General features: G+C 69.1%; 18 protein-coding genes. 7 read left to right on the top strand and 11 right to left on the bottom strand.

What is annotated here, in order from left to right:
* Nucleotides 1–3 precede the first annotated feature (3 nt).
* The 3 genes from G1H10_RS10135 to dapD form a co-directional block, all read right to left on the bottom strand.
* Nucleotides 4–1,626, bottom strand: a complete 1,623-nt coding sequence (locus tag G1H10_RS10135) for a hypothetical protein (RefSeq protein WP_163736433.1) — start codon at nt 1,624–1,626, stop codon at nt 4–6.
* 113 nt (nt 1,627–1,739) lie between these two features.
* Nucleotides 1,740–2,729 carry a VldE C-terminal domain-containing protein gene (locus tag G1H10_RS10140; RefSeq protein WP_216853109.1) on the bottom strand — a complete coding sequence of 330 codons (990 nt, stop codon included), beginning with the start codon at nt 2,727–2,729 and terminating at the stop codon, nt 1,740–1,742.
* Nucleotides 2,730–2,819: 90 nt separating this feature from the next.
* The gene (dapD, locus tag G1H10_RS10145; RefSeq protein WP_163736436.1) at nt 2,820–3,749 is read right to left on the bottom strand and encodes a 2,3,4,5-tetrahydropyridine-2,6-dicarboxylate N-succinyltransferase; all 930 of its coding nucleotides are present in this window, start codon (nt 3,747–3,749) and stop codon (nt 2,820–2,822) included.
* A 104-nt stretch (nt 3,750–3,853) separates the two neighbouring features.
* Here dapD and G1H10_RS10150 point away from each other — a divergent pair, with 104 nt between their 5' ends.
* Nucleotides 3,854–4,558 carry a peptidase inhibitor family I36 protein gene (locus tag G1H10_RS10150; protein WP_163736439.1) on the top strand — a complete coding sequence of 235 codons (705 nt, stop codon included), beginning with the start codon at nt 3,854–3,856 and terminating at the stop codon, nt 4,556–4,558.
* Nucleotides 4,559–4,681: 123 nt separating this feature from the next.
* Here G1H10_RS10150 and G1H10_RS10155 read toward each other — a convergent pair whose 3' ends face one another.
* Both G1H10_RS10155 and G1H10_RS10160 read right to left on the bottom strand, forming a co-directional pair.
* Nucleotides 4,682–5,899: a hypothetical protein gene (locus G1H10_RS10155; protein ID WP_163736442.1), complete on the bottom strand. Its 1,218-nt coding sequence runs from the start codon at nt 5,897–5,899 to the stop codon at nt 4,682–4,684.
* On the bottom strand, nt 5,896–6,540 hold the full coding sequence (locus G1H10_RS10160) for an RNA polymerase sigma factor (protein ID WP_163736445.1): 645 nt from the start codon (nt 6,538–6,540) through the stop codon (nt 5,896–5,898). Before G1H10_RS10160 ends, G1H10_RS10155 begins: the two co-directional genes overlap by 4 nt.
* Before the next feature lie 156 nt (nt 6,541–6,696).
* Between G1H10_RS10160 and dapE the strand changes: the two genes are divergently transcribed.
* Nucleotides 6,697–7,770, top strand: coding sequence for a succinyl-diaminopimelate desuccinylase (gene dapE, locus G1H10_RS10165; RefSeq protein WP_163736447.1), 1,074 nt, complete (start codon nt 6,697–6,699; stop codon nt 7,768–7,770).
* A gap of 31 nt (nt 7,771–7,801) precedes the next feature.
* On the opposite strand, the gene G1H10_RS10170 is transcribed toward dapE, so the two are convergent.
* The gene (locus G1H10_RS10170) at nt 7,802–8,866 is read right to left on the bottom strand and encodes an MBL fold metallo-hydrolase (RefSeq protein WP_163736451.1); all 1,065 of its coding nucleotides are present in this window, start codon (nt 8,864–8,866) and stop codon (nt 7,802–7,804) included.
* 149 nt (nt 8,867–9,015) lie between these two features.
* Complete coding sequence (gene folP, locus G1H10_RS10175) at nt 9,016–9,903, bottom strand: dihydropteroate synthase (protein ID WP_163736454.1); 888 nt, start codon at nt 9,901–9,903, stop codon at nt 9,016–9,018.
* Between folP and G1H10_RS34490 the strand changes: the two genes are divergently transcribed.
* Nucleotides 9,809–10,300: a DivIVA domain-containing protein gene (locus G1H10_RS34490; protein ID WP_216853111.1), complete on the top strand. Its 492-nt coding sequence runs from the start codon at nt 9,809–9,811 to the stop codon at nt 10,298–10,300. The genes folP and G1H10_RS34490 overlap by 95 nt on opposite strands.
* Nucleotides 10,301–10,306: 6 nt before the next feature.
* Here G1H10_RS34490 and G1H10_RS10185 read toward each other — a convergent pair whose 3' ends face one another.
* On the bottom strand, nt 10,307–10,894 hold the full coding sequence (locus G1H10_RS10185; protein WP_163736457.1) for a DNA-3-methyladenine glycosylase I: 588 nt from the start codon (nt 10,892–10,894) through the stop codon (nt 10,307–10,309).
* 287 nt (nt 10,895–11,181) lie between these two features.
* Between G1H10_RS10185 and G1H10_RS10190 the strand changes: the two genes are divergently transcribed.
* Both G1H10_RS10190 and G1H10_RS10195 read left to right on the top strand, forming a co-directional pair.
* Nucleotides 11,182–11,349, top strand: a complete 168-nt coding sequence (locus tag G1H10_RS10190) for a DUF3117 domain-containing protein (RefSeq protein WP_129667163.1) — start codon at nt 11,182–11,184, stop codon at nt 11,347–11,349.
* A 178-nt stretch (nt 11,350–11,527) separates the two neighbouring features.
* Nucleotides 11,528–13,189 (top strand): leucyl aminopeptidase, encoded by a 1,662-nt coding sequence (locus G1H10_RS10195; RefSeq protein WP_216853112.1) that lies wholly within the window; start codon nt 11,528–11,530, stop codon nt 13,187–13,189.
* Nucleotides 13,190–13,250: 61 nt separating this feature from the next.
* Here G1H10_RS10195 and G1H10_RS10200 read toward each other — a convergent pair whose 3' ends face one another.
* Nucleotides 13,251–15,557, bottom strand: coding sequence for an FdhF/YdeP family oxidoreductase (locus G1H10_RS10200; RefSeq protein ID WP_163736460.1), 2,307 nt, complete (start codon nt 15,555–15,557; stop codon nt 13,251–13,253).
* Between the two features lie 514 nt (nt 15,558–16,071).
* Here G1H10_RS10200 and fdhD point away from each other — a divergent pair.
* Nucleotides 16,072–16,896: a formate dehydrogenase accessory sulfurtransferase FdhD gene (gene fdhD / locus G1H10_RS10205; protein WP_174264245.1), complete on the top strand. Its 825-nt coding sequence runs from the start codon at nt 16,072–16,074 to the stop codon at nt 16,894–16,896.
* A 30-nt stretch (nt 16,897–16,926) separates the two neighbouring features.
* Here the strand turns inward: fdhD and glgA are convergent, their stop codons facing one another.
* Complete coding sequence (gene glgA / locus G1H10_RS10210; protein ID WP_163736465.1) at nt 16,927–18,153, bottom strand: glycogen synthase; 1,227 nt, start codon at nt 18,151–18,153, stop codon at nt 16,927–16,929.
* A 230-nt stretch (nt 18,154–18,383) separates the two neighbouring features.
* Between glgA and glgC the strand changes: the two genes are divergently transcribed.
* Nucleotides 18,384–19,604, top strand: coding sequence for a glucose-1-phosphate adenylyltransferase (glgC, locus tag G1H10_RS10215; protein WP_163736468.1), 1,221 nt, complete (start codon nt 18,384–18,386; stop codon nt 19,602–19,604).
* A 10-nt stretch (nt 19,605–19,614) separates the two neighbouring features.
* Here glgC and G1H10_RS10220 read toward each other — a convergent pair whose 3' ends face one another.
* A complete protein-coding gene (locus G1H10_RS10220; RefSeq protein ID WP_163736472.1) occupies nt 19,615–20,313 on the bottom strand; it encodes an O-methyltransferase in 699 nt (232 codons plus the stop codon).
* Nucleotides 20,314–20,350 lie beyond the last annotated feature (37 nt).

Raw genomic sequence — 20,350 nt, forward strand, 5'->3', positions numbered from 1 at the left:
TGGCTAGCGAGCCGTATCGGCCTCGCCGGCGGGCACGTCGATGGCCGCGGACGCGATGTCGATGTCCGGGCCGATGCCCAGCGCCACCTCGTCGATTCCGTCGCAGGCGATCACCGCTGACTGGCTCGGGCCGTCGAACACGTGGCGTCCGTCGTCCTCGGCGGTCGAGGCGGCATCCGGGAAGGCCGCGCCGTAGTACTCCCGGACGGTGTCGCACAGGTCCGTACCGTCCGGGTGCTCGGCCAACACCACGCCGACGGCCGTGTCGCCGGAGCGGTCCCAGACGGTGACCTCGCCGCCCGCCCAAGCCTCGGTACGGCCGAGCGCATCGTCGAGCGCCGCGTTCTCGTCTCCGCCGGGCGCCTCCAACAGGAAGAGCAGGTCGGCCGCGCCGAACGTGTCGCGGTGGACCTCCTGCCAGCCGTCCGGGCCGTCGAGATCACGGACGTCCTGTGCCTCCTCACCGGACGCGTACCGCTCTGGGAACAGGATCTGCGCGCTCGTCGTGGGAACCTGCGCGTACAGGTCGTCGATCGCGGCCCAGTCGCCGTCGAGGTAGGCGTGGCAGGCGAACGACATCCCTTCCAGATACGGGAAGGACAGACTGCGCTCGACGTAGTGCGGCAACGCGTCCAGGCTCGCGGTCGTGCCGGACGACTCCAGCTCCAGGGTCAGCAGATCGGTCAGCGATAGATGCGTGGTGATCATCATCTGGCCGTAGAGGGTGGCGTCTCCCTCCAGCGCGCTGAGCGCGGCCAGCGCGGCGTCGCTGCCCTCGTCGGAGGCGAGGGTGTCCAGGTCGGGCAGGCCGAAGGTGGCGTCGGCGAGCGCGTGCACCATCTCGTGCGCGGTGACGTAGGTGCCCATCGGATCCATCTGTTCCGAGCCGATCACCAGCTCCTGGGTGTCCGGGTTGTAGAAACCCGCCACACCCTCGCCGAGCGCGTCGAGCTGGGCTTGTGCAAGATCGAGGTCCGGTTCGACGGCGCCGAGTGTGGCCAGCATGCGGGACTCGACGGCGATCGCCTCCGCGTCGAGGTCTTCCTCGCTCATCTCGACGACGCGCCGCTGCAACTCATCGGCCGGGACGAACTCGATGTCGAGCTCGCCGTCGGCGGACAGGCCGCGTTCGGACTCCACGATCTCGCGCACCGCACGGACCTGCTCCTCGATCTCGGTGTCCGGGATGGAGTCGCTGTTCAGATCGGTCATACCGGGCGCGAGACATTCGAAGACAGCGGTGTCGACACCGAGATCCTCGGTACCGAGACCGCCGCCGTCGCCGAGGCCTTCATCGCCCAGTGCGTCGGCACCGTCGTCGAGCAATTCGCCGAGGTCCAATCCCTCCATCAGGTCGAGAAGATCACCCAGGTCAGTACGAGACTCGGCGGCGGCGAGATCGTCCTCCAAGTTCTCGACCCTGCGGTCCATCACCAGGTAGACGGTGCCGGACAAGGCCAGCCCCAGCGCTGCGGTGAGTGCGGTGGCGACCCTCCATCGCCGGACGGCGCCCGGACGATCCGCCGTTACCGGTGCATGGCTGGGATGGACCTCGGCAGGCCGACTGCTCTGGCTGGAGGGCGGGTCGGGTCGTTGCGGCGGCGGAGGCGGTGGTGGCTCGCTCATGATGTGGCCACCCTATCGAGACGGTGCGCTCAGCGAATGGCGGCGTATGCCGTGGCTGCGTGGATGTGCGCGTCAGGGCGGGTGGTCGGCGCTAGCCTCGGCGCAGGCGAGGCCTAACTCCGGCCTTCGACGACGTCGATGTGGATGTGGTCGAGATGGCGAAGCGTCGGGTTCTCGGTGTCTCCCGACGGGTGTTCATACGGGCGCCAGCCTTCACTCGACCGGCGCGCGGTCCAGATCATGTCGTCGTAGATGACCGTTGCTATGCCGAGACGCTGCGCATGGGCGACAGCCCAGTGGGCGACCGCCCACCCGTAGCGGTTGACGTCACCGTTCTCGTAGTCGCGGAACATCACGTCGATCGCCCGGCCGTCGTAGTGCGCCGAGCCCTCGATATGGCCGGAGCTGACTCCACCCGGCTGGAAACCGCCCATGTCCAGGTCACCGAAGCGCTCGAGCAATTCGTCATGGACGGTGCGCGCTCGCGGGGTCAGCCCGCCGTCGTCTATCTGCTGCACCCTGTGTCCGTCGAACGCGTCCATGGAGAACTGGCAGTGAAAGGCGGCCCCGGAATGCCCGGCGAACGAGGAGGCCAGCGCCCGGGCCTTCTCTTCGTGTTGCGCGTACGCGTCCGGAAAGGCGCTGCGCTGAACGGTCTGCGCGGCCACGGTGATCTCCATCTCCCGGTAGCCGTCGACCTGGACCAGCGCGTCGTAGAAGGCCCCGGCGGCATAGACCGGGTCCTGAACCTGCTCCTCGGTGCCCCACCCTTGGGACGGACGCTGCTGGAACAACCCGAGCGAGTCCCGGTCGCCGTAGTTCAGGTTGTACAGGTCGGACTCCTGATATGCGGTGGCCAGCGCGATGGTCACCGCTCGAGCCGGCAACCCTCGCTGCACGGCGATGGCGCTGATCGTCGCGGCATTCTCAGCCTGCTGCGTCGTCAGCTCCGCCTCATAGCCGCCGGCGTTGGCTATGCACCGCTCCCGAGTGCCGAGCAAACCGCCGTCGTTCTCCAGCCGCCAGATGAGCAGGAGCATCAGTCCCACGCCGAGAACGACCAGAACCGCCACCGTGCGCAACAGCCGGGCGGCACGCCCCATCGGCCTCGGTGTTTGGCTATAGCGGCTCATCTTTGGCTGTAACGGCTCATCTATGCCTGCGAGTTCCAGTCACCCACCCGGCGACGCGCGTCAGTTCGCGTGCAGGGCGGCGTTCAGGCCGCCCCAGTCGCCCGATCTCGCCAGTGCCTCGATGGCGCCGGAGACGCTGTTGCGCCGGAACAGCAGACCGCCCTGGCCGGAGAGCTCGCGTGCCTTGACCACCCGGCTGTCGGGGAGGCTGACTTTCGTCCCGGCGGTGATGTAGCAGCCGGCTTCGACGACACATCCGTCGCCGAGTGAGATCCCGACGCCGGCGTTCGCGCCCACCAGGCATCCCTCGCCGATGGTGATGACCTCCTTGCCGCCGCCGGAGAGCGTGCCCATGATGGACGCGCCGCCGCCGATGTCGGAGCCGTCGCCGACGACGACGCCCGCGGAGATCCTGCCTTCCACCATCGAGGCTCCGAGCGTACCCGCGTTGTAGTTGACGAACCCTTCGTGCATGACGGTGGTACCGGCGGCGAGATGCGCACCGAGGCGTACCCGGTCGGCGTCGGCGATCCGCACTCCGGACGGCACGACGTAGTCGACCATGCGCGGGAACTTGTCGATGCCGAGTACCGCGACCGGCCCTCGTTGCGCGAGGCGGAGCCTGGTCTGCTCGAAATCCTCCACCGCGCAGGGGCCGTGGTTGGTCCAGACGACGTTCGACAGCACGCCGAAGATACCGTCCAGATTCTGTTCGCGCGGCGCCACGAGGCGGTGCGAGAGCAGATGGAGCCGCAGATAGGCGTCGGCGGCGTCGACGGGCGGTGTGTCGAGGTCGGCCACGGTCTGCACCACGCGACGACGTACCTGGCGATCGGGGTCATCGGTCTCGAGATTGCGCAGCTCAACGAGGGCATCCGAGCCTACCGGCGGTTTGCCGAGCTCAGGCGACGGGTACCACACATCCAGGATGGTGCCGTCGAGCGTCGTGGTCGTCAGGCCAAATCCCCAGGCGGGTCGTGCGTCGGGCATACCGCCAGCTTAAGGGGAGCGGCACCGATCGCTGCGCTGCGGGGTCGCCCCGCATGACCTACCCTCCTGGCGAAGGATCCATGCACCGGCACGAGGAGAGACGCATGCTCGACAGACTCAGCGCTCGGATGAAGCGAGGCACCGTGGGAGCGTTGGGAGCAGCCGCATTGCTGGCGGCTCCTTTCATGGCCGGACAGGCCAGTCCGGACAACGGCACCGCGCACAGCGGCACCGCGCCCAGCGGCCCGCTCGCGGAGGAGATGGCCGAACTTCTGGAGCTTCAGCCGGGTGGTGTCCAGATATCCGACAATGCGTTGGCCTGGGACGACGGCGCAACCGTGGTGGTGTGGCCCAGCCCCGGGGAAACCGTGGCGCCGGCTGGGCTCGGGGAGAACGTGCGGGCCGATGTGGTCGAGGAACTCGGTTCCGAGACGCTGCAGGAGCAGTCGGAGACGGGGAACGCCGCAGCGGTGGAGGGTGATGCGGCCGGCGCCGCGTCGTCGGATCTTCAGCCGGCCGGGAGTTACACGTCATGCCCGTACTCCTACTACTGCTTCTACACCGGATCGAACTACGACGGCACCCGGTACCAGTTCTCCAGCACGTGCTCGTCGTACGCGTCCAACTGGGGATTCAACAACCAGACCACGTCGTGGGTGAACCGTGGCGGCAGCGGGAAGGCCATCTACGCCTTCGACTACCAGGGCAGCTCGCGGCTGTGGTACGAGGCGGTGGGTACTCAGGATTCGTACGTGGGCTCCAGCGACAACAACCGGATGAGCTACTGGACCTGCACGTACACCGGCTGACCAACCCGCGGGCCCGACCTAAATGATCATGTGAAGTGGGGTTTCTCGCGCCTCAACAGGTCTGCAGACATGGTAGGGCACGAGAAAACCCACTTCACATGATCATTTAGGAGTGGTGGTGGGTCAGAGGAAGAGGGTGTAGTCGATGACCGCCGGAGCGGCGGCGTCGAACTGCTCGACGTCGTCCAGCAGCACTTGCTCGTAGCCGAGGAGTCGACCGTCGTCGCGGTCGATGAGCAGGACGTGGCGAATCGGCCAGCCGCTCCCGTCCGAATCTGTGGCGAACGCCTGGACCGTGCGACCGGCGCGGTCCGTCGTCTCGCCGAGGGACTCGACGTCCGGTGCGTCGGCGAGCAGGCGGAGGATCGCGGCCCGGACAGCGGAGTCCGGAACCTGCTCGAGGTGGACATCGCGGACGGCGCGGAACAACTCGGCGCTGTCGTCGGCGAGCGCGGGTCGCTCGGTCGCGAGCACATCGCGCAGCTCCGCGGGCTGCGTCGGCAGGTCGTCCGGGTACATCGTGGCCCAGGCGCCGGCCTCGAGCGTCTCGTCGCGCAGCACCTCGCCGGCGGGGCCGGGACGGCCATCCTCGGTCCATGCCCGCCGGTATGCCTCGCTCGGGAACTGTGGTTCGCCGCCCACCTCGCGCACGGAGACGGTGCCGTTCGCGTGCCGGATCAGATCGCGCCGAATCGGGATGACCGCCGTGCTGACGTTGCTGCTCGTCGCCGCGTCACCGGTTGACGCGGTGGCGCCGTCATCCGCCCGGCCTTCTGGGGCCGCATCCGGTGCGGCACCTTCCGGCGGCGCGTCGCCCTCGGCTGCCTTCGGGCCGCTCTCGGTGATCTCGAGCGACCACCGTTCGGTACGGATCGCGAGGCCACCGCCGCTTGCCGTCGCCCCGTCGAGACCCTCTGAGTCCGCGCCCACGTCCGAGTCCGCACCCGGGTCCGAGTCCGCGCCCGCGTCCAGCTCCGCGTCCGTGGCGACGCGCGTAGCCAGGGCGGTGAGCTCGGCCGAAGCCGGGTCGCCTGCGGACGTCTCGTGTCCGATCAGCGCCGGTGTGGCAGCGTGCGCGACGCCCATGTCGGAGCGGAACACGTCTGCGGCGACCAATGAGACCGCTACCAGCACCCCGGCTGTGGCCGTCGCCAGCGCCATTCGGGCCAGCTGTATCCGCGGCCGCCACGCCGGCTTGCGGCGCTTTGATCCGGCCGATGCCTCCAACGTCTCCCGCGCGATCGACTCGAGCAGGTCGCGGATGGCGCGTTCGCGGTCCTCGGGGAGCTCACCGGAAGGAGGACGCTCGACGCTGCCGAACTGAAGTGTCGGTGAGTTCATGGTGCTACGTGGCCTCCCGGGTCGGGTTGAGCATGCACAGCCGGCCGGGACGTCGTTGGTCGGGCGGCACCCTCCACCAGGCGGCGGAGATGTTCGTGGGCACGGGCCAACCGGGAACGGACCGTACCCACCGGGATTCCGAGCGCCACCGCTGCCTCGGCGGCGGTGCGCTCACCCCAGACGCACAACGCGAGCACCTCTTGCTCACGCTGGGGGAGTCGTCTGAAGACACGCAGGATCTCCTGCATCTGCTGCTCGGCCTCGACACGGGCAGCGTGGTTCTCGTCGCCGCGTTCCTCGATGATCGCCGGCGGCAGCTTGGCCAGTAGTCTGCGGTGTCGTTTCACCGCTCGGGTGCTGTTCCGCGCGGCCTGCGACGCGATGCCCAGCAACCAGGCCATGAGCGTGTCGCCGTCGGCGGTGAACCGGGCCCGCTGGCGCCAGGCTTCCAGGAACACCACCGTGGTGAGGTCTTCGGCGATGTCCCAGCTGCCGGTCAGCCGGAAACAGAACGTGTAGACGGCGTGTGAGTGCCGGGTGAACAGGTCACCGAAGGCCGCGGGATCGCCCCGGCGAGCGCGCGACCACAGCTGTTCATCGCTGGGTCCGCCCTCGGTGGTCCCGGGCTCTACCACACTCATCGCCTCAATGGTGTACCACCCGCCGGATAAAACCAAACCGGACGCCGTGTACGTGCAGGTCACGTCGCATTCTGCGGCATTCTGGAAAGCCTTGGCTGCGGTGTGTGCGGCGCAGCGGTCCGGCGTCAGCGCCGGAGTAGTCCTAAGGTGGCGGGCGTGGACACAGGACTCGATCTGAACCAGCCCGCTCCGGAGTTGACCGCCGCGATCTGCGATATCGCCTCGGTCAGCGGTGCCGAACGCCCGCTCGCCGATGCCGTCGAGCAGGCGCTGCGTGCCCATCCGCACCTCAGCGTCGATCGGGACGGCGACGCCGTGGTCGCTCGCGCCGGCGAGGGCCGCGTCGGCCGGGTCGTCGTCGCCGGCCATTTGGACACGGTGCCGATCGCCGGGAACCTTCCCACCAAGCGAGACGGCGACGTGCTCTGGGGTCGCGGCACCGTGGACATGAAGGGCGGCGTCGCCGTCATGCTCCGGCTCGCGGCGCAGATCGCGTCGCCGGTTCGGCCGGTGACCTACATCTTCTACGACAACGAAGAGGTCGAGGCGGAGCGGAACGGGCTGGGCCGGATCAGCCGGACCCGTCCTGAGCTGCTGGAGGGCGACTTCGCGGTGCTGATGGAGCCGACCTCGGCGATGGTCGAGGGCGGATGCAACGGAACGCTCCGCGCTCGGGTTACGGTCCGGGGCACGGCCGCGCACAGCGCACGCTGGTGGATGGGGAGTAACGCGATCCACGACGCGGCTCCGGTGCTCGAGCGGCTGGGCGCCTACCAGCCGGCAAAGGTGGAGGTGGACGGGCTCGTCTACCGCGAAGGGCTGAACGCGGTGGCGATCGAGGGCGGCATCGCCGGCAACGTCATCCCGGACCGGTGTGTGATCGCCGTGAACTATCGGTTCGCGCCGGACAAGACCGAGCAGGCCGCGTTCGACCACGTCTGCGAGGTGTTCCGTGGCTGGGACGTGGACTTGGCGGACAGCGCCCCCGCCGCCCGCCCGGGCTTGGACCGGCCGGCCGCGCGGGAGTTCGTCGCGGCGGCCGGTGGGGAGGTGCGGGCGAAGGAAGGCTGGACCGACGTGGCCCGCTTCGCCGGTCTCGGCGTTCCCGCCGTCAACTTCGGACCGGGAGATCCGCAGCTGGCGCACGCCGACGACGAGCGGGTGAACATCACGGAGATCGTGGAGTGCGAGAATCGGATGCGTGCCTGGCTGGCTCCGGACGAGGGCTGATCCGCCCGGAGCCAGTACGCGGACGCGACCGCTACCACACGTGGCTCTGCAGGTGGTCGAGGACGAGGAACCTGGTCCGTGGACTCGCCTCGGCCACCGCCTGCCGGAGCGTATCCAGGCCACCCCAGTCTTTCGCCGGCTCGTCCAAGGGGTAGTCGAAATCGTCCCAGTGGGTCGGTACGACGTATCGCGGCTTCCCCAGCGCGGACAGCAGCCGGGGCACGTACTCGTGGACCGACGCACCGCCCGGCGGCACCAGCGCGACGTCCGGCTGCACATCAGCGAGCTCTGACTCGATGTAGTTCGATCCACCGAAGTCGATCACCGAGAACCCGGAGTCGGCGGTCACCAGGTATGCGAGTGTTCCTCCCTCGACCAGGTCCTTGATGACGGCGGGCGTCTCCGGCGGCGCTGCCGGCCGAGTGCCCGGATAGGCGACGCGAGCCCGCGGCCCCGTCGCGGAATGCAGCGAGCGCAGCACCCGGATCGTGTACCCGTCGAAGCTCAGATACTCACCGCCGGTTGCGACGGACAGCTGGTCGGTGGGAGCGCCGAGCGCCCGCATCAGGTTCACGTGCGTCTCGGTCCCGATCACCGTCGCGCCCGTTCGCTCGGCGAGGTATGGGACGTCGGTCAGATGGTCGTAGTGTCCGTGGGTGACGAGAATGTGGTCCGCTCGCAGCTCGCCGCTGTCGACGTAGCGGTCGATCAGCTCCTTGTCGACCGTGATCGGGGTGTCCGGGTTCGCGCCGCCGGGTGCGTAGGTCCCGGTCTCGAAGCGGGTCACCCAGGGGTCGATCAGGATCGTCCGGGTCGCCGATTCGTCGTCGCCCCCATCGTCCTGGTCGGGCACACGGATCCGGATCTCCCAGCTGTTGTTGCCCCACCAACGCAGCGTCACACCGGCTCTGCCGGGACGACGACGTTCGGGCTGGGTGTTAGCACGCCGCGGTTCCTCCCGTCCAGCGCCGGCGATGGTCGGGAAGGTGCTGCCGGCCAGACCGGCTCCGGCGACGGCGCCGAGCAGTCCGCGCCTGCTCCACCGGCCTCCGTCCCGCGTCGTTGTGTTGACATTCGTTCGTCTTGTGGTGGTCATTGCGTTCCGCCTCACATGTCCGGTCCGTCTGGAGAGCGATCACCGAACCACGTCGAGCGACCTACCGTCCAAGATCCGGATTTGTCCGCAGGGCGGCCAGAACGGATATCGTCGCATGTCGCGTCCGCGGGGGAGAGCGGCCTCGTGAGTCAGATCAGTCCTCGCGACGGTGCGCGGGGCGGCAGGTCTCCCTTGATCGCGGCCACCATGTCCAGTACCTGACGGGTGGCCGCGACGTCGTGCGCGCGGAACACCCGGGCGCCCTGCCACGCGGCGACGGCGGTGGCGGCCAGCGTGCCGTTCAGCCGCTCCGCCACCGGGAGGTCGAGCGTCTCTCCGACGAAGTCCTTGCGGGAGAGGCTGACCAGCACCGGCCAACCGGTGTCGATCAGCTCGCCCAGCCGTCGGCTGACCTCCAGCGAGTGGTAGGTGTTCTTGCCGAAGTCGTGGGTGGGATCGACGACGATGCCGTCCGGACGGACACCGAGTTCGACGGCGTGCCGCGCCAGGCCGGTGGTGCCCGCGATCACGTCCGCCATGACGTCGTCGTAGGTCACGCCGTGTGGATCGGTACGGGGAGCGTGCCCGCCCGTATGGCTGCAGACCAGTCCGGCGCCATGCCGCGCGGCGACGGCGGCGAGGTCCGGATCGGCGGCGGCCCAGGCGTCGTTGATCAGGTGTGCACCGGACTCGCACAGCACATCCGCCACTCCGGCGCGGTAGGTGTCGACGCTGATCACGGCCTGCGGAAGCTGGCGGTGGATCTCGGCGACCAGTCCGGCGGTGCGATCGATCTCCTCGGCTTCGCTGACCGGCGGCCCGACCCCCGCCTTCACCCCGCCGATATCGATGATGTCCGCGCCTTCGGAGATCACCTGCTCGACCCGGCGCCACGCTCGGTCGAACTCGAACGTGGCGCCCTTGTCGTAGAAGGAGTCCGGGGTGCGGTTCACGATCGCCATGACGGCGAAGGTTCCGGGGCTGAAGGTCGCCGACCCGAGCCGCAGGACGGAGGCGTCACATGGCACGATCAGCATTATGTACGTCGTCTTCGTCATCGTCGCGGCCGCGGTGCTCTTCGCGGTCGTGGCGGTCACGTTGGGGCGAGGCGACCTGATGGAGGCCGAGCCTCCGGCGGTGGCGGGGCCGGAGCTGAGCCCGGATGCGCTGCACGCCGAAGATCTCGATGAGCTGCGGTTCTCGGTTGCGGTGCGTGGCTACCGGATGGACCAGGTCGAGGTCGTGCTGGACCGCCTCGCCACGGAACTCGCCCAGCGAGACCGGCACATCGCCGAACTCAGGGAGCAGCTGGACCGGTTGGCGGCCGCCGCGCCCCGCCAGCCGCGTCCGCCGTGGACACCGGGAACACCGGGAACACCGGAGACTCGGAGGCCACCGGGAACACCGGGCACGCCAGGGACGCCGGGGATCTGAACTCGGCTAACGGTGGGCACATCCGGCCAGGTGATCGTTGACCAGCCCGGCCGCTTGCATGGTGGCATACGCCGTGGTCGGCCCGACGAACACGAATCCGCGCCGCTTCAGGGCCCGGGCCAGTGCGGTCGACTCGGGCGTGAGAGCGGGGACGTCGTCGAGCGTCCGCGGTGCGGGACGGCCGTCGTCGTCCGGGGCGAACGACCAGATCAAGCGGTCCAACGCGCCGTCGCCCTCCTCCTCCCGCAGCCTGCTCAGCGCCCGTGCGTTGGTGATCGCCGCGTTGACCTTGGCCCGGTTACGCACGATGGCGGTGTCGTCCAGCAGCCGGGCGACGTCTGACTCGTCGTACTCCGCCACTACGGACGGCTCGAAGCCGGCGAACGCCCGCCGGAACCCATCGCGCTTGCGGAGAATGGTCAGCCATGACAGACCGGACTGGAACCCTTCCAGGGTCAGCCGCTCGTACAGGGCGACGTCTCCGTGCACCGGTCTGCCCCACTCGGAGTCGTGATAGACGATGTAGTCCGCCGACCCCAACGCCCACGGGCAACGCGGGGTGCCGTCAGGCCCGTGTGCTGCTTCCCGGCTCATCCGTTCCGGCGCCTCCTCCTCGGCCGATCGGTCCCGACATCGTCATCGAAACGGCCGCGACGACGTCGATCTTCGAACGAGTGTACGGCACTCCATGCGGTGATCGAATCGGCACCCGAGCGCTGCCCGGTTCCCCGTTGTGGCGAGGTTTTCCACATCAGATCTCGGCTGACTCCCCGTGTCGCCGTTCCATGCGGGATAATGTGACGGTTCGTGACGTGCACAGGTATCGCCTTCTGGACCAGTCAGAGGGCGTCGTGCATGCCTGATGAGGAAGGAGTGCGCGGATGGCGGCGATGAAGCCGCGGACTGGCGACGGGCCACTTGAGGTCACGAAGGAAGGGCGCGGAATCATCATGCGCGTCCCCCTCGAAGGTGGTGGACGTCTCGTCGTCGAGATCTCGCTGGACGAGGCTCACGCGCTCAGCGATGCGCTGAAGGACGTCACCGGCTGACGGGCATGACGGTCCAACGTCGGCCCGCATGCTGCTGACATAGATACTCTGCGCCCCGTCCGATGTCAGTCGGCATCGGACGGGGCTTTAGAGTGTCGGCAACGAGGCCGGTGCCGCCGGCCGAGCCGTCGTCCGGCGTGCCACCCGGATGAGCGCAGTGTGTGGATGGAGAGAGTTCGTGTTGGACGAGAACCGGGTCAAGCCCACCGCTGTGGTGACCGATGTCCGGGGCATCCTGGACGTGGACGCCGGTGTGCTGGCCCTGCCGGTATGGCCCAGTTCGGCCGAAGCGGCGACGGCGGACGAGGCCGGCGAGAGCGACGTCGAGGAGGGCGTCGCGGGCACGGACACCGGCGCGGACGTCGAGACGGCTGGGACTCTGGACGACACACCTGGCGACGGTGCGTCGAGCCCGTGGATCGGCCCCGGTGGTGCGGAGGTCATGGACGCCCTCGGCATCGACCTGCTGGCACTGCTCGAACGTGAGCGCGCCACCGGCAAGGCCGGCGAGGTGGTCTCCATGCCGGTGCTCAGCGAGGGCCGAGGCGCCGGCAGCGTCGACGGTGAGGTCGACGTGGAGCGTGTCGTGCTGGTCGGTCTCGGCGACGGGTCGGCGCGGGCGCACCGCAAGGCGGGCGCTGCCCTGGCCCGCAAGGTCCGCGGCGTCGACAGATTGGCCAGCACCGTCACGACGGCCTCCGGCGACGAGGGGATGCGCGCCTTCATCGAAGGTGTGGTGCTGGCGACGTTCGGTCTGAACCTCGAACGCGGCGCGCCGGTCAAGCCGGCCGAGCTGCCGCTGCACACGCTGGTGCTGGCGGGAGAGGGCGATGACCGGGAGCCGGTGGCCGGTTCGGCCGTGGCCGTGGCGCGCGCCGCATGGTTCGCGCGTGAACTGGTGCACATGCCGTCCAACGTCAAGGACCCGGCCTGGCTGGCCGAGCGCGCCCGGGACGTGGCCCGTGCGGCGCAGCTGGACGTGCACGTCCGGGACGAGAAGAAGCTCGCCGCCGAGGGGTTCGGCGGCCTGGTCGCGGTCGGCATGGGTTCGTCCCGGCCGCCTCGGCTGGTGGCATTGCGCTATGAACCGGCCGATGCCGGTGCACGGACGCCGCACGTCGTCATCGTCGGCAAGGGCATCACGTTCGACACCGGCGGTCTTTCGCTGAAGCCGCGCACGTCGATGGCGCAGATGAAGACCGACATGTCGGGCGCCGCCGTGGTACTCGGTGTGCTGTCCGCGGTGCGGGAACTGAACGTCGGCGTGCGCGTGACCGGTCTGGTGGCGGCGGCGGAGAACATGCCGGGTGCGTCGGCACAGCGCCCGGGAGATGTCATCCGGCAGTACGACGGCACGACGGTCGAGGTGCTCAACACCGACGCCGAAGGCCGCCTGGTCCTGGCGGACGCGATGGCCTATGCGGTGGCGGAGCTGGAGCCGACCGCCGTCGTCGATGTCGCGACGCTGACCGGGCACGCCACGCAGGGGCTCGGCCGGACCCACGCCGCCCTGTTCGCCAACGACGACGCGCTGGCGCGGGCGCTGACGGACGCGGGGGAGAGTGCCGGAGAGCGGATGTGGCGGATGCCGCTGGTCGAGGAGTACCGCCAGACGCTGGAATCGCCGGTAGCCGACGTGGCGAACATCGATCGCTCGCGGCGTGGTGGCGGATCGATCACGGCCGCGCTGTTCCTGGAACGGTTCGTACGGGAGGTGCCGTGGGCGCACCTGGACATCGCGGGGGCCGGCCGCGCGGACAAGGACTCCGCCGAACTGGTCAAGGGCGGCACCGCGTTCGGCGTCCGCGCCCTGCTCAGATACCTCGAGTCCTATGCATGAGCCCCGGCCCGTGATCATCGGCGGTTGAGCCGGTGATCATCGGTCTGCTCGAGCCGGACGATCACGGCGACGCCGTGGTGGCGGCGGTCTGCTCGAGCCGGACGATCAGCGACTTCGACGCGGGTGTGTTGCTGATCTCCGCCGTGTGGTCCAGTGGCACCAGCGCATTGGTCTCCGGGTAATACGCGGCCGCGCACCCACGGGCGGTGGGATAGGCCACCACCCGGAACGCCGGCGCGCGACGTTCGCCGTCCGGCCATTCGCTGACCAGGTCGACCGGTGCACCGTCGGCGATGCCGAGGGTGGCCAGATCGTCGGCGTTGACGAAGACGACGCGACGGCCGGCGTACACGCCGCGGTACCGGTCGTCCAAGCCGTAGATGGTGGTGTTGAACTGGTCGTGGGACCGGATGGTCTGTAGCAGCAGCCGCCCGTCCGGCACCGAGATCACGTCGAGTTCGTTCGCCGTGAACCGGGCATGCCCGTCCGAGGTAGGGAACCGGCGCTCGTCCCGCGGCGGGTGCGGAAGGACGAATCCGCCTGGGTGGGCGATGCGTCGTTCGAAATCCTCGAAGCCGGGCACCACCCGGGAGATGCGCTCCCGGATCCGGCTGTAGTCCGCCGCGAACTCCTCCCACGGCGTGGCGTCGTCACCGCCGAGCACGCGCCGGGCCAGGCGGGCGATGATCGCGACCTCACTGCGCAGCTCGGCGGAGGCTGGGCGGAGGTTGCCGCTGGACGCATGCACCATGCTCATCGAGTCTTCGACGGTGACGAACTGCGCACGCCCGGCCTGCATGTCACGCTCGGTGCGTCCCAGGCACGGCAGGATGAGTGAGCGCCGTCCGGGCACCACATGCGAACGGTTCAGCTTGGTGGAGACGTGCACGGTCAGCGGGACCGAGCGCAAAGCGTCGGCGGTGCGCTCGCTGTCCGGCGTAGCGGCGGCGAAATTGCCGCCCAGAGCCATGAACACCCGGATCCGTCCGTCCACCATCGCCCGGATCGTGTCCACCGTGTCGTAGCCGTGCCGCCGGGGCGGCTGGAATCCGAACTCGGCGGCGAGGCGGTCCAGAAACGCCTCCGGCATCTTCTCCCAGATTCCCATGGTCCGGTCGCCCTGCACGTTGCTGTGACCCCGCACTGGGCACGCTCCCGCCCCCGGCCGGCCGATGTTGCCGCGCAGGAGCAGGAAGTTGACGATCTCCCGGATGGTGGGAACGGACTTCTTGTGCTGGGTGAGTCCCATGGCCCAGCAGACCACGACGCTGCGCGCGGAGATCACCTCGTCCACGAACGAATCGATCTGGCGCGACGTGAGCCCGGTGGCGGCGGCGACCTCGGCCGGGTCCAGTTTCCGCCACACCTCGGCCGCCTCGGACAGGCCGCTGGTGAACTGGTCGATGAACGCATGGTCGACGACGTCGCCGGTGCGTTCGTCGGCCTCCATCAGGGCTCGGTTGACCGCCTGGAAGAACGCCAGGTCGCCGCCGACCCGGATCGGCAGGAACAGGTCGGCCAGCGGCGTCCCCGCACCGACGACACCGCGGACGGTCTGCGGGTTCTTGAAGGTGCGCAGGCCCGCCTCCGGCAACGGATTGATGGCGACGATCCGCGCCCCGCGCCGCTTGGCCGTCTCCAGCGCGGTCAGCATGCGCGGATGGTTGGTGCCCGGGTTCTGGCCCACGACGACGATCAGCTCGGCGTGGTCGGTGATGTCGGCCAGGGTGACGCTGCCCTTGCCGATGCCGATGGTCTCGTTCAGTGCGGCGCCGGACGACTCGTGGCACATGTTGGAGCAGTCCGGAAGGTTGTTGGTGCCGAGTTTGCGGGCGAAGAGCTGGTAGAGAAAGGCGGCCTCGTTGCTGGTGCGGCCGGAGGTGTAGAAGGCCGCCCGGTCCGGCGAGTCCATCCCGGCGAGTTCCTCCGCGATCACGTCGAAGGCGCCGTCCCAGCTGATCGGCCGGTAATGATCCGCATCCGTGTCGCGGAACATCGGCGCGGTGAGCCGGCCCTGCTGGCCGAGCCAGTAGTCCGACTTGGTCGCCAGCTGACCGATGGAATGTGCGGCGAAGAACCCTGCGTCCACCCGTCGGAGTGTCGCCTCCTCGGCGACTGCTTTGGCGCCGTTCTCGCAGAACTCGGCCAGGTGTGGCGTCTCGGGTTCCGGCCACGCGCAGCCGGGGCAGTCGAAGCCGCCGGGCTTGTTCAGCACGCGCAGGGTTCGAACCCCGCGACGGACGCCGGCCTGGTCGACGACGTCCTTCAGGCCGTGCACCACACCCGGCAACCCCGCGGCGCTGCCCTTGGGCGGGCGTACGTGCAGGCCCGAGTCGTCGTAGTCATGATCGGGTGCGCCCTTCGTCATAGTCCGACGCTAAGGCTTGTCACATGGTTTTTCCACTGTCCTTCGATATGCCGGAAGTGGGTGGTACTGAACCTTTTTTGTGCGGGTTCTCCGAAAACGCGCCAAACTGGTGAGGGAGCCGCATATAGTCACGCGCACAGCGATCGCATGGCAAGATGATCAAGGGAAGGCGACGCGATGCTCCTCATCTCCGGGGCATCGCCTCAGACCCGCGAGGCAACGCCTCGTACGCCAGGCGGAGGAGGAGACGATGCCGAGCATCGCGCGACCAGCACAGCCGAACGTCGTCGATCTGATGGATCGGCCAGGAGAACCCGCGTTGATGGTTCGGCCAGGAGAACCGGTGTGATCTCGGCTGCCGGGGCTGCTGAGCCAGTGCGTGAACGTGTCGGTCGGCGGCGTGCGGTGCGCCGCGCCTTCCGGGACCGTTCATGACCTGTGCCGGACCCGGGTCGCAGAGTAGAGGGCAACGTGTGTGGGCGGAGCATGTCAGAGCGAGGCGAAGGGTGGGTCCATGGGGCGGATGACCACACGGCAGCCGGTACTGCGGCTGCGAGCGGGCAGGGCTGCGCGGCGGCCCGACACGCTGGCCGTCGAAGAACCGTTGCTGGTGCGTGTCGGCGGTGAGGTGCTCACGCTGACCATGCGTACGCCTGGGCAGGATTTCGATCTGGTCGCGGGATGGCTGGTGAGCGAGGGCGCCGTCGCCGCACCGGGCGACATCGTGACGATGCGGATGTGCCCCGACGAGGACAACACGGTCGAAGTGGTGCTGGCCCCGGATGCCACGCCGCCGCGGCCACGTGCCTTTGTGAGCAGCAGCGCCTGCGGGGTCTGCGGGGCGGACAGCGTGGAGGCGGTACGCACCGCGTTGCGGTGGCCGGTCAGCGAAGACGACACCCAGTTCGACGTGGGTGTGCTGTCGGTTCTACCGGACGCGTTGCGTTCGGAGCAGAAGGTGTTCGATCGCACCGGCGGTCTGCACGCGGCCGGATTGTTCACCGCGGGCGGACGGTGCATCGAGGTGCGCGAGGACGTCGGCCGGCACAATGCGGTGGACAAGGTGGTGGGCGCCGCGCTCCGCGATCGGCGGCTGCCGCTGACCGGGCATGTGCTGCAGGTCAGCGGGCGGGCGTCGTTCGAGCTGGTGCACAAGGCCGCGGCGGCGGGTATCCCGGTGATCGCCGCCGTGTCGGCTCCGTCGAGCCTCGCCGTGGACCTGGCCGAGGAATGCGGACTGACCCTGCTGGGGTTCGTCCGTGGCGGCGGGATGAACGTGTACACGCACCAGCAGCGTGTCCGGGTAGGCCCCATTCCGCGGCAGCGTGAACTGCAGTAGCGGCCGCTGCTCCGTGCTGATCCGGCCGCGTCACCGCCCGGCGAGTACGGAGCGGTACACCTCGACGGTCTGCTCCGCCACCGCGTCCCAGCCGAACTCCGCCTCGGCGCGGGCACGTCCCGCTCGCCCCATGGCGTCGGCCGTGCCCGCGTCCTCGACCAGCCGGGTGATCGCGTCGGCCAGGCCCGCCTCGAAGGCTCGCGGATCGTCCCGGTCGTAGTGGACCAGGAGGCCGGTCTCACCGTCCGCCACCACCTCCGGGATGCCGCCGACGTCGCTGGCGACGACGGCCGTCCGGCAGGCCATCGCCTCCAGATTGACGATGCCGAGCGGCTCGTACACCGACGGGCAGCAGAAGACCCGGGCGTGCGAGAGCACCTGCCGCAGTTCCTCCCGCGGCAGCATCTCGCTGACCAGGACGACGCCGGTCCGTTCAGCCCGGAGACGTTCGACCAGGCCGTCGGTCTCGCGGGCGAGTTCGGGCGTGTCCGCCGCGCCGGCGAGCAGGACCAGCTGCGTCTCGGGCGGCAGCGACAGCGCGGCCCGCAGCAGGTGCGGGACGCCCTTCTGCCGGGTGATCCGGCCGACGAACGTCACGTACGGCCTGGACAGATCGACGCCGAGCCGTTCGAGCACGTCGGTCTCCTCCACCGGGCGGTAGAAGTCGGTGTCGATGCCGTTCCGGATCACGTGCACGCGGCCGGGGTCGATGCCGGGATAGGCGGTGCAGACGTCGGCGCGCATCCCCTCGCTGACCGCGACGACGGCGTCCGCCGCCTCGTACGCGCTGCGTTCGATCCAGCTGGACAGCCGGTAGCCGCCGCCCAGCTGCTCGGCTTTCCAGGGCCGCAGCGGCTCCAGCGAATGCGCGGTGACGACGTGTGCGGCGCCGTACAGCAGTTGGGCGAGCCGACCGGCCGCGTTCGCGTACCAAGTGTGCGAATGCACGACGTCCTGACCGCCGAGCGCGCCCGCCATCGCGATGTCCGCGCTGAGTACCCGCAGCGCGGAGAGCTCCTTCTCCAGATCGGGCCGGTGCTCCGTGGCCGGGCCGGAACCGGCGCTGATCCTGGCGGGATCGAGGCGGGGATCGTCTTCGGCGTAGGTGTGTGCGCCGTCCCGTGGCTCACCCAGGGCATGCACCTCGACGTCGACGCCCGGCTGCTGCCGGAGGTGGCGGACGAGGAAGTCGACATGGACACCGGCGCCGCCGTAGACGTACGGCGGGTACTCCCGGGTGAGGACACCAACGCGCATAGGCGGCAGCGTACCGTCCACGGTCCGGCGTACACCGACGCGCAGCCCCGCCCTAAATGATCATGTGAAGTAGGTCTTCTCCAGCACTACCATGCCTGCAGACCTATTGAGGCACGAGAAAACCCACTTCACATGATCATTTAGAGGTCGGGGCGTGCCTCGGCAAGGGGTGTGAATGCGCTCGTGCCCGGGCTGGTGCGTTCCGGCGCCGAAGCTCGTAGAGTGCCGGTATGTCGAAGCGGTCGCACGTTCTGGGGATCGTCCTCGCCGGCGGCGAGGGAAAGCGTTTGATGCCGCTGACGGCGGACCGAGCCAAACCGGCGGTGCCGTTCGGGGGCAGTTACCGGCTCATCGACTTCGTCCTGTCCAACCTGGTCAACGGCGAGATCGACCGCATCTGCGTGCTGACGCAGTACAAGTCCCACTCGCTCGACCGGCACATCTCCGTGACCTGGCGGATGAGCACCATTCTCGGCCAGTACGTCACGCCGGTGCCGGCTCAGCAGCGCCTCGGCCCGCGCTGGTACCAAGGCAGTGCGGACGCCATCCACCAGTCGGTCAACCTGATCCACGACGAGCGTCCGGACCACGTGATCGTCTTCGGTGCGGACCACGTATACCGGATGGACCCGCGGCAGATGCTCGAGGCGCACATCGCCAGCGGAATGGACGCCACCGTGGCGGGCATCCGGGTGCCCCGCGAGGGCGCCAGCGCGTTCGGCATCATCCATACCTCGGACGGGCACAAGATCGACGCGTTCCTGGAGAAGCCGGCGGACCCGCCCGGTCTGCCGGACGATCCGAAGAGCTGCTTCGCCTCGATGGGGAACTACGTGTTCACCGCCGACGCGCTGATCGAGGCGTTGCGTGTCGACGCGGACGATCCGTCGTCGTCGCATGACATGGGCGGCAACATCATCCCGATGATGGTCGCCAAGGGCGCTGCGGCGGTCTACGACTTCGCCGGCAACGACGTCCCCGGCAGCACCGATCGCGACCGCGGGTACTGGCGCGACGTCGGCACGCTCGACGCCTACCACGAGTCGCACATGGATCTGGTCTCGGTGGTGCCGATCTTCAATCTCTACAACGACGAGTGGCCGATCCTCACCAGCCACCCGCAGCTCCCCGGAGCCAAGTTCGTGGAGGGCGGGCATGCCCGCGAGTCCATCGTCGCGCCCGGAAGCATCCTCTCCGGTTGCCTGGTGGACCACTCGGTGCTGTCGCCCGGCACGTTCATCATGGAGGGTGCGGCCGTCTCCCGCGCGGTCGTGCTGGACCGGGTGCGCGTCGGCGCCCGGGCGACCATCCGGGACGCGATCCTGGACAAGGACGTCGTGGTGCGGGACGGGGCCACGGTCGGCGTGGACAAGGAAGCCGACCGCGCACGTGGCTTCACCGTCACCGCCGGTGGCATCACCGCGGTCGGCAAGGGCACCGTCGTCGAGTGACGGCGCGGCGTCAGCGGTTCTTGTACGCCACCAGCAGTCCATCGCCGACCGGCAACAGCGTGGACGTCAGCTGCGTGTCGTCGCGGATGGCCTCGCCGACCTCCCGGATCGCCACCGTGTCCGGATCGCGCTGAGCCGGATCCGCGACCCGGTTGTGCCACAGCGCGTTGTCGAAGACCACCAGACCGCCGGGTCGCAACAGGCGGAGCGCCTCGCGCAGGTACTCGACGTATTCGGACTTGTCCGCGTCGCAGAACACGAGATCGTACGCGCCGTCGGTGAGCCGGGGCAGCACCTCGAGCGCCGCTCCCGGGATCAGCCGGGTGCGATTCGTCGAGATGCCGGCCTCACCGAACGCCTCGCGTGCCAGGCGTTGGTGCTCGGACTCGATGTCCACGGTGGTCAACACGCCGTCGGTGCGCATGCTGCGCAGCATGTAGAGGCCGGAGACGCCGGTGCCGGTGCCGATCTCGACCACCGCACGTGCGTCGATGGCGGCGGTCAACAGACGGAGCGCCGATCCGCCGCCGCGCCCGATCGGTGTGACGCCGACCTCATTCGACCGGAGCCGAGCCTGAACGATCACCGGATCGTCCTCGACGTAGGCCTCGGCGTGCACCCACGAACTCGCCGTTGGCGGGTCGATGCCTTGGGTCTCGATGACGGCCTCCCACGATGCTCCGGCGTGCGCCGCGTCATGCGCACACATGTCCAGGCCGAAGCCTAGTGGGTCGATGGTGGCCGGT

The organism is Phytoactinopolyspora halotolerans (assembly GCF_010550675.1).
GTDB classification, from domain to species: Bacteria; Actinomycetota; Actinomycetes; order Jiangellales; family Jiangellaceae; genus Phytoactinopolyspora; species Phytoactinopolyspora halotolerans.

Bases quoted from the DNA above. Each gene is read 5' to 3' on its own strand.
- glgC (WP_163736468.1), top strand. From the start codon at position 18,384: ATGTCGAAGCGGTCGCACGTTCTGGGGATCGTCCTCGCCGGCGGCGAG.
- G1H10_RS10185 (WP_163736457.1), bottom strand. From the start codon at position 10,894: ATGAGCCGGGAAGCAGCACACGGGCCTGACGGCACCCCGCGTTGCCCG.
- G1H10_RS10160 (WP_163736445.1), bottom strand. From the start codon at position 6,540: ATGAGTGTGGTAGAGCCCGGGACCACCGAGGGCGGACCCAGCGATGAA.
- dapD (WP_163736436.1), bottom strand. From the start codon at position 3,749: ATGCCCGACGCACGACCCGCCTGGGGATTTGGCCTGACGACCACGACG.
- fdhD (WP_174264245.1), top strand. From the start codon at position 16,072: ATGGGGCGGATGACCACACGGCAGCCGGTACTGCGGCTGCGAGCGGGC.
- G1H10_RS10220 (WP_163736472.1), bottom strand. From the start codon at position 20,313: ATGTGTGCGCATGACGCGGCGCACGCCGGAGCATCGTGGGAGGCCGTC.
- G1H10_RS10140 (WP_216853109.1), bottom strand. From the start codon at position 2,729: ATGGGGCGTGCCGCCCGGCTGTTGCGCACGGTGGCGGTTCTGGTCGTT.
- folP (WP_163736454.1), bottom strand. From the start codon at position 9,903: ATGCTGATCGTGCCATGTGACGCCTCCGTCCTGCGGCTCGGGTCGGCG.
- G1H10_RS10170 (WP_163736451.1), bottom strand. From the start codon at position 8,866: ATGACCACCACAAGACGAACGAATGTCAACACAACGACGCGGGACGGA.
- G1H10_RS10155 (WP_163736442.1), bottom strand. From the start codon at position 5,899: ATGAACTCACCGACACTTCAGTTCGGCAGCGTCGAGCGTCCTCCTTCC.
- G1H10_RS10135 (WP_163736433.1), bottom strand. From the start codon at position 1,626: ATGAGCGAGCCACCACCGCCTCCGCCGCCGCAACGACCCGACCCGCCC.
- G1H10_RS10190 (WP_129667163.1), top strand. From the start codon at position 11,182: ATGGCGGCGATGAAGCCGCGGACTGGCGACGGGCCACTTGAGGTCACG.
- G1H10_RS10200 (WP_163736460.1), bottom strand. From the start codon at position 15,557: ATGACGAAGGGCGCACCCGATCATGACTACGACGACTCGGGCCTGCAC.
- glgA (WP_163736465.1), bottom strand. From the start codon at position 18,153: ATGCGCGTTGGTGTCCTCACCCGGGAGTACCCGCCGTACGTCTACGGC.
- G1H10_RS10150 (WP_163736439.1), top strand. From the start codon at position 3,854: ATGCTCGACAGACTCAGCGCTCGGATGAAGCGAGGCACCGTGGGAGCG.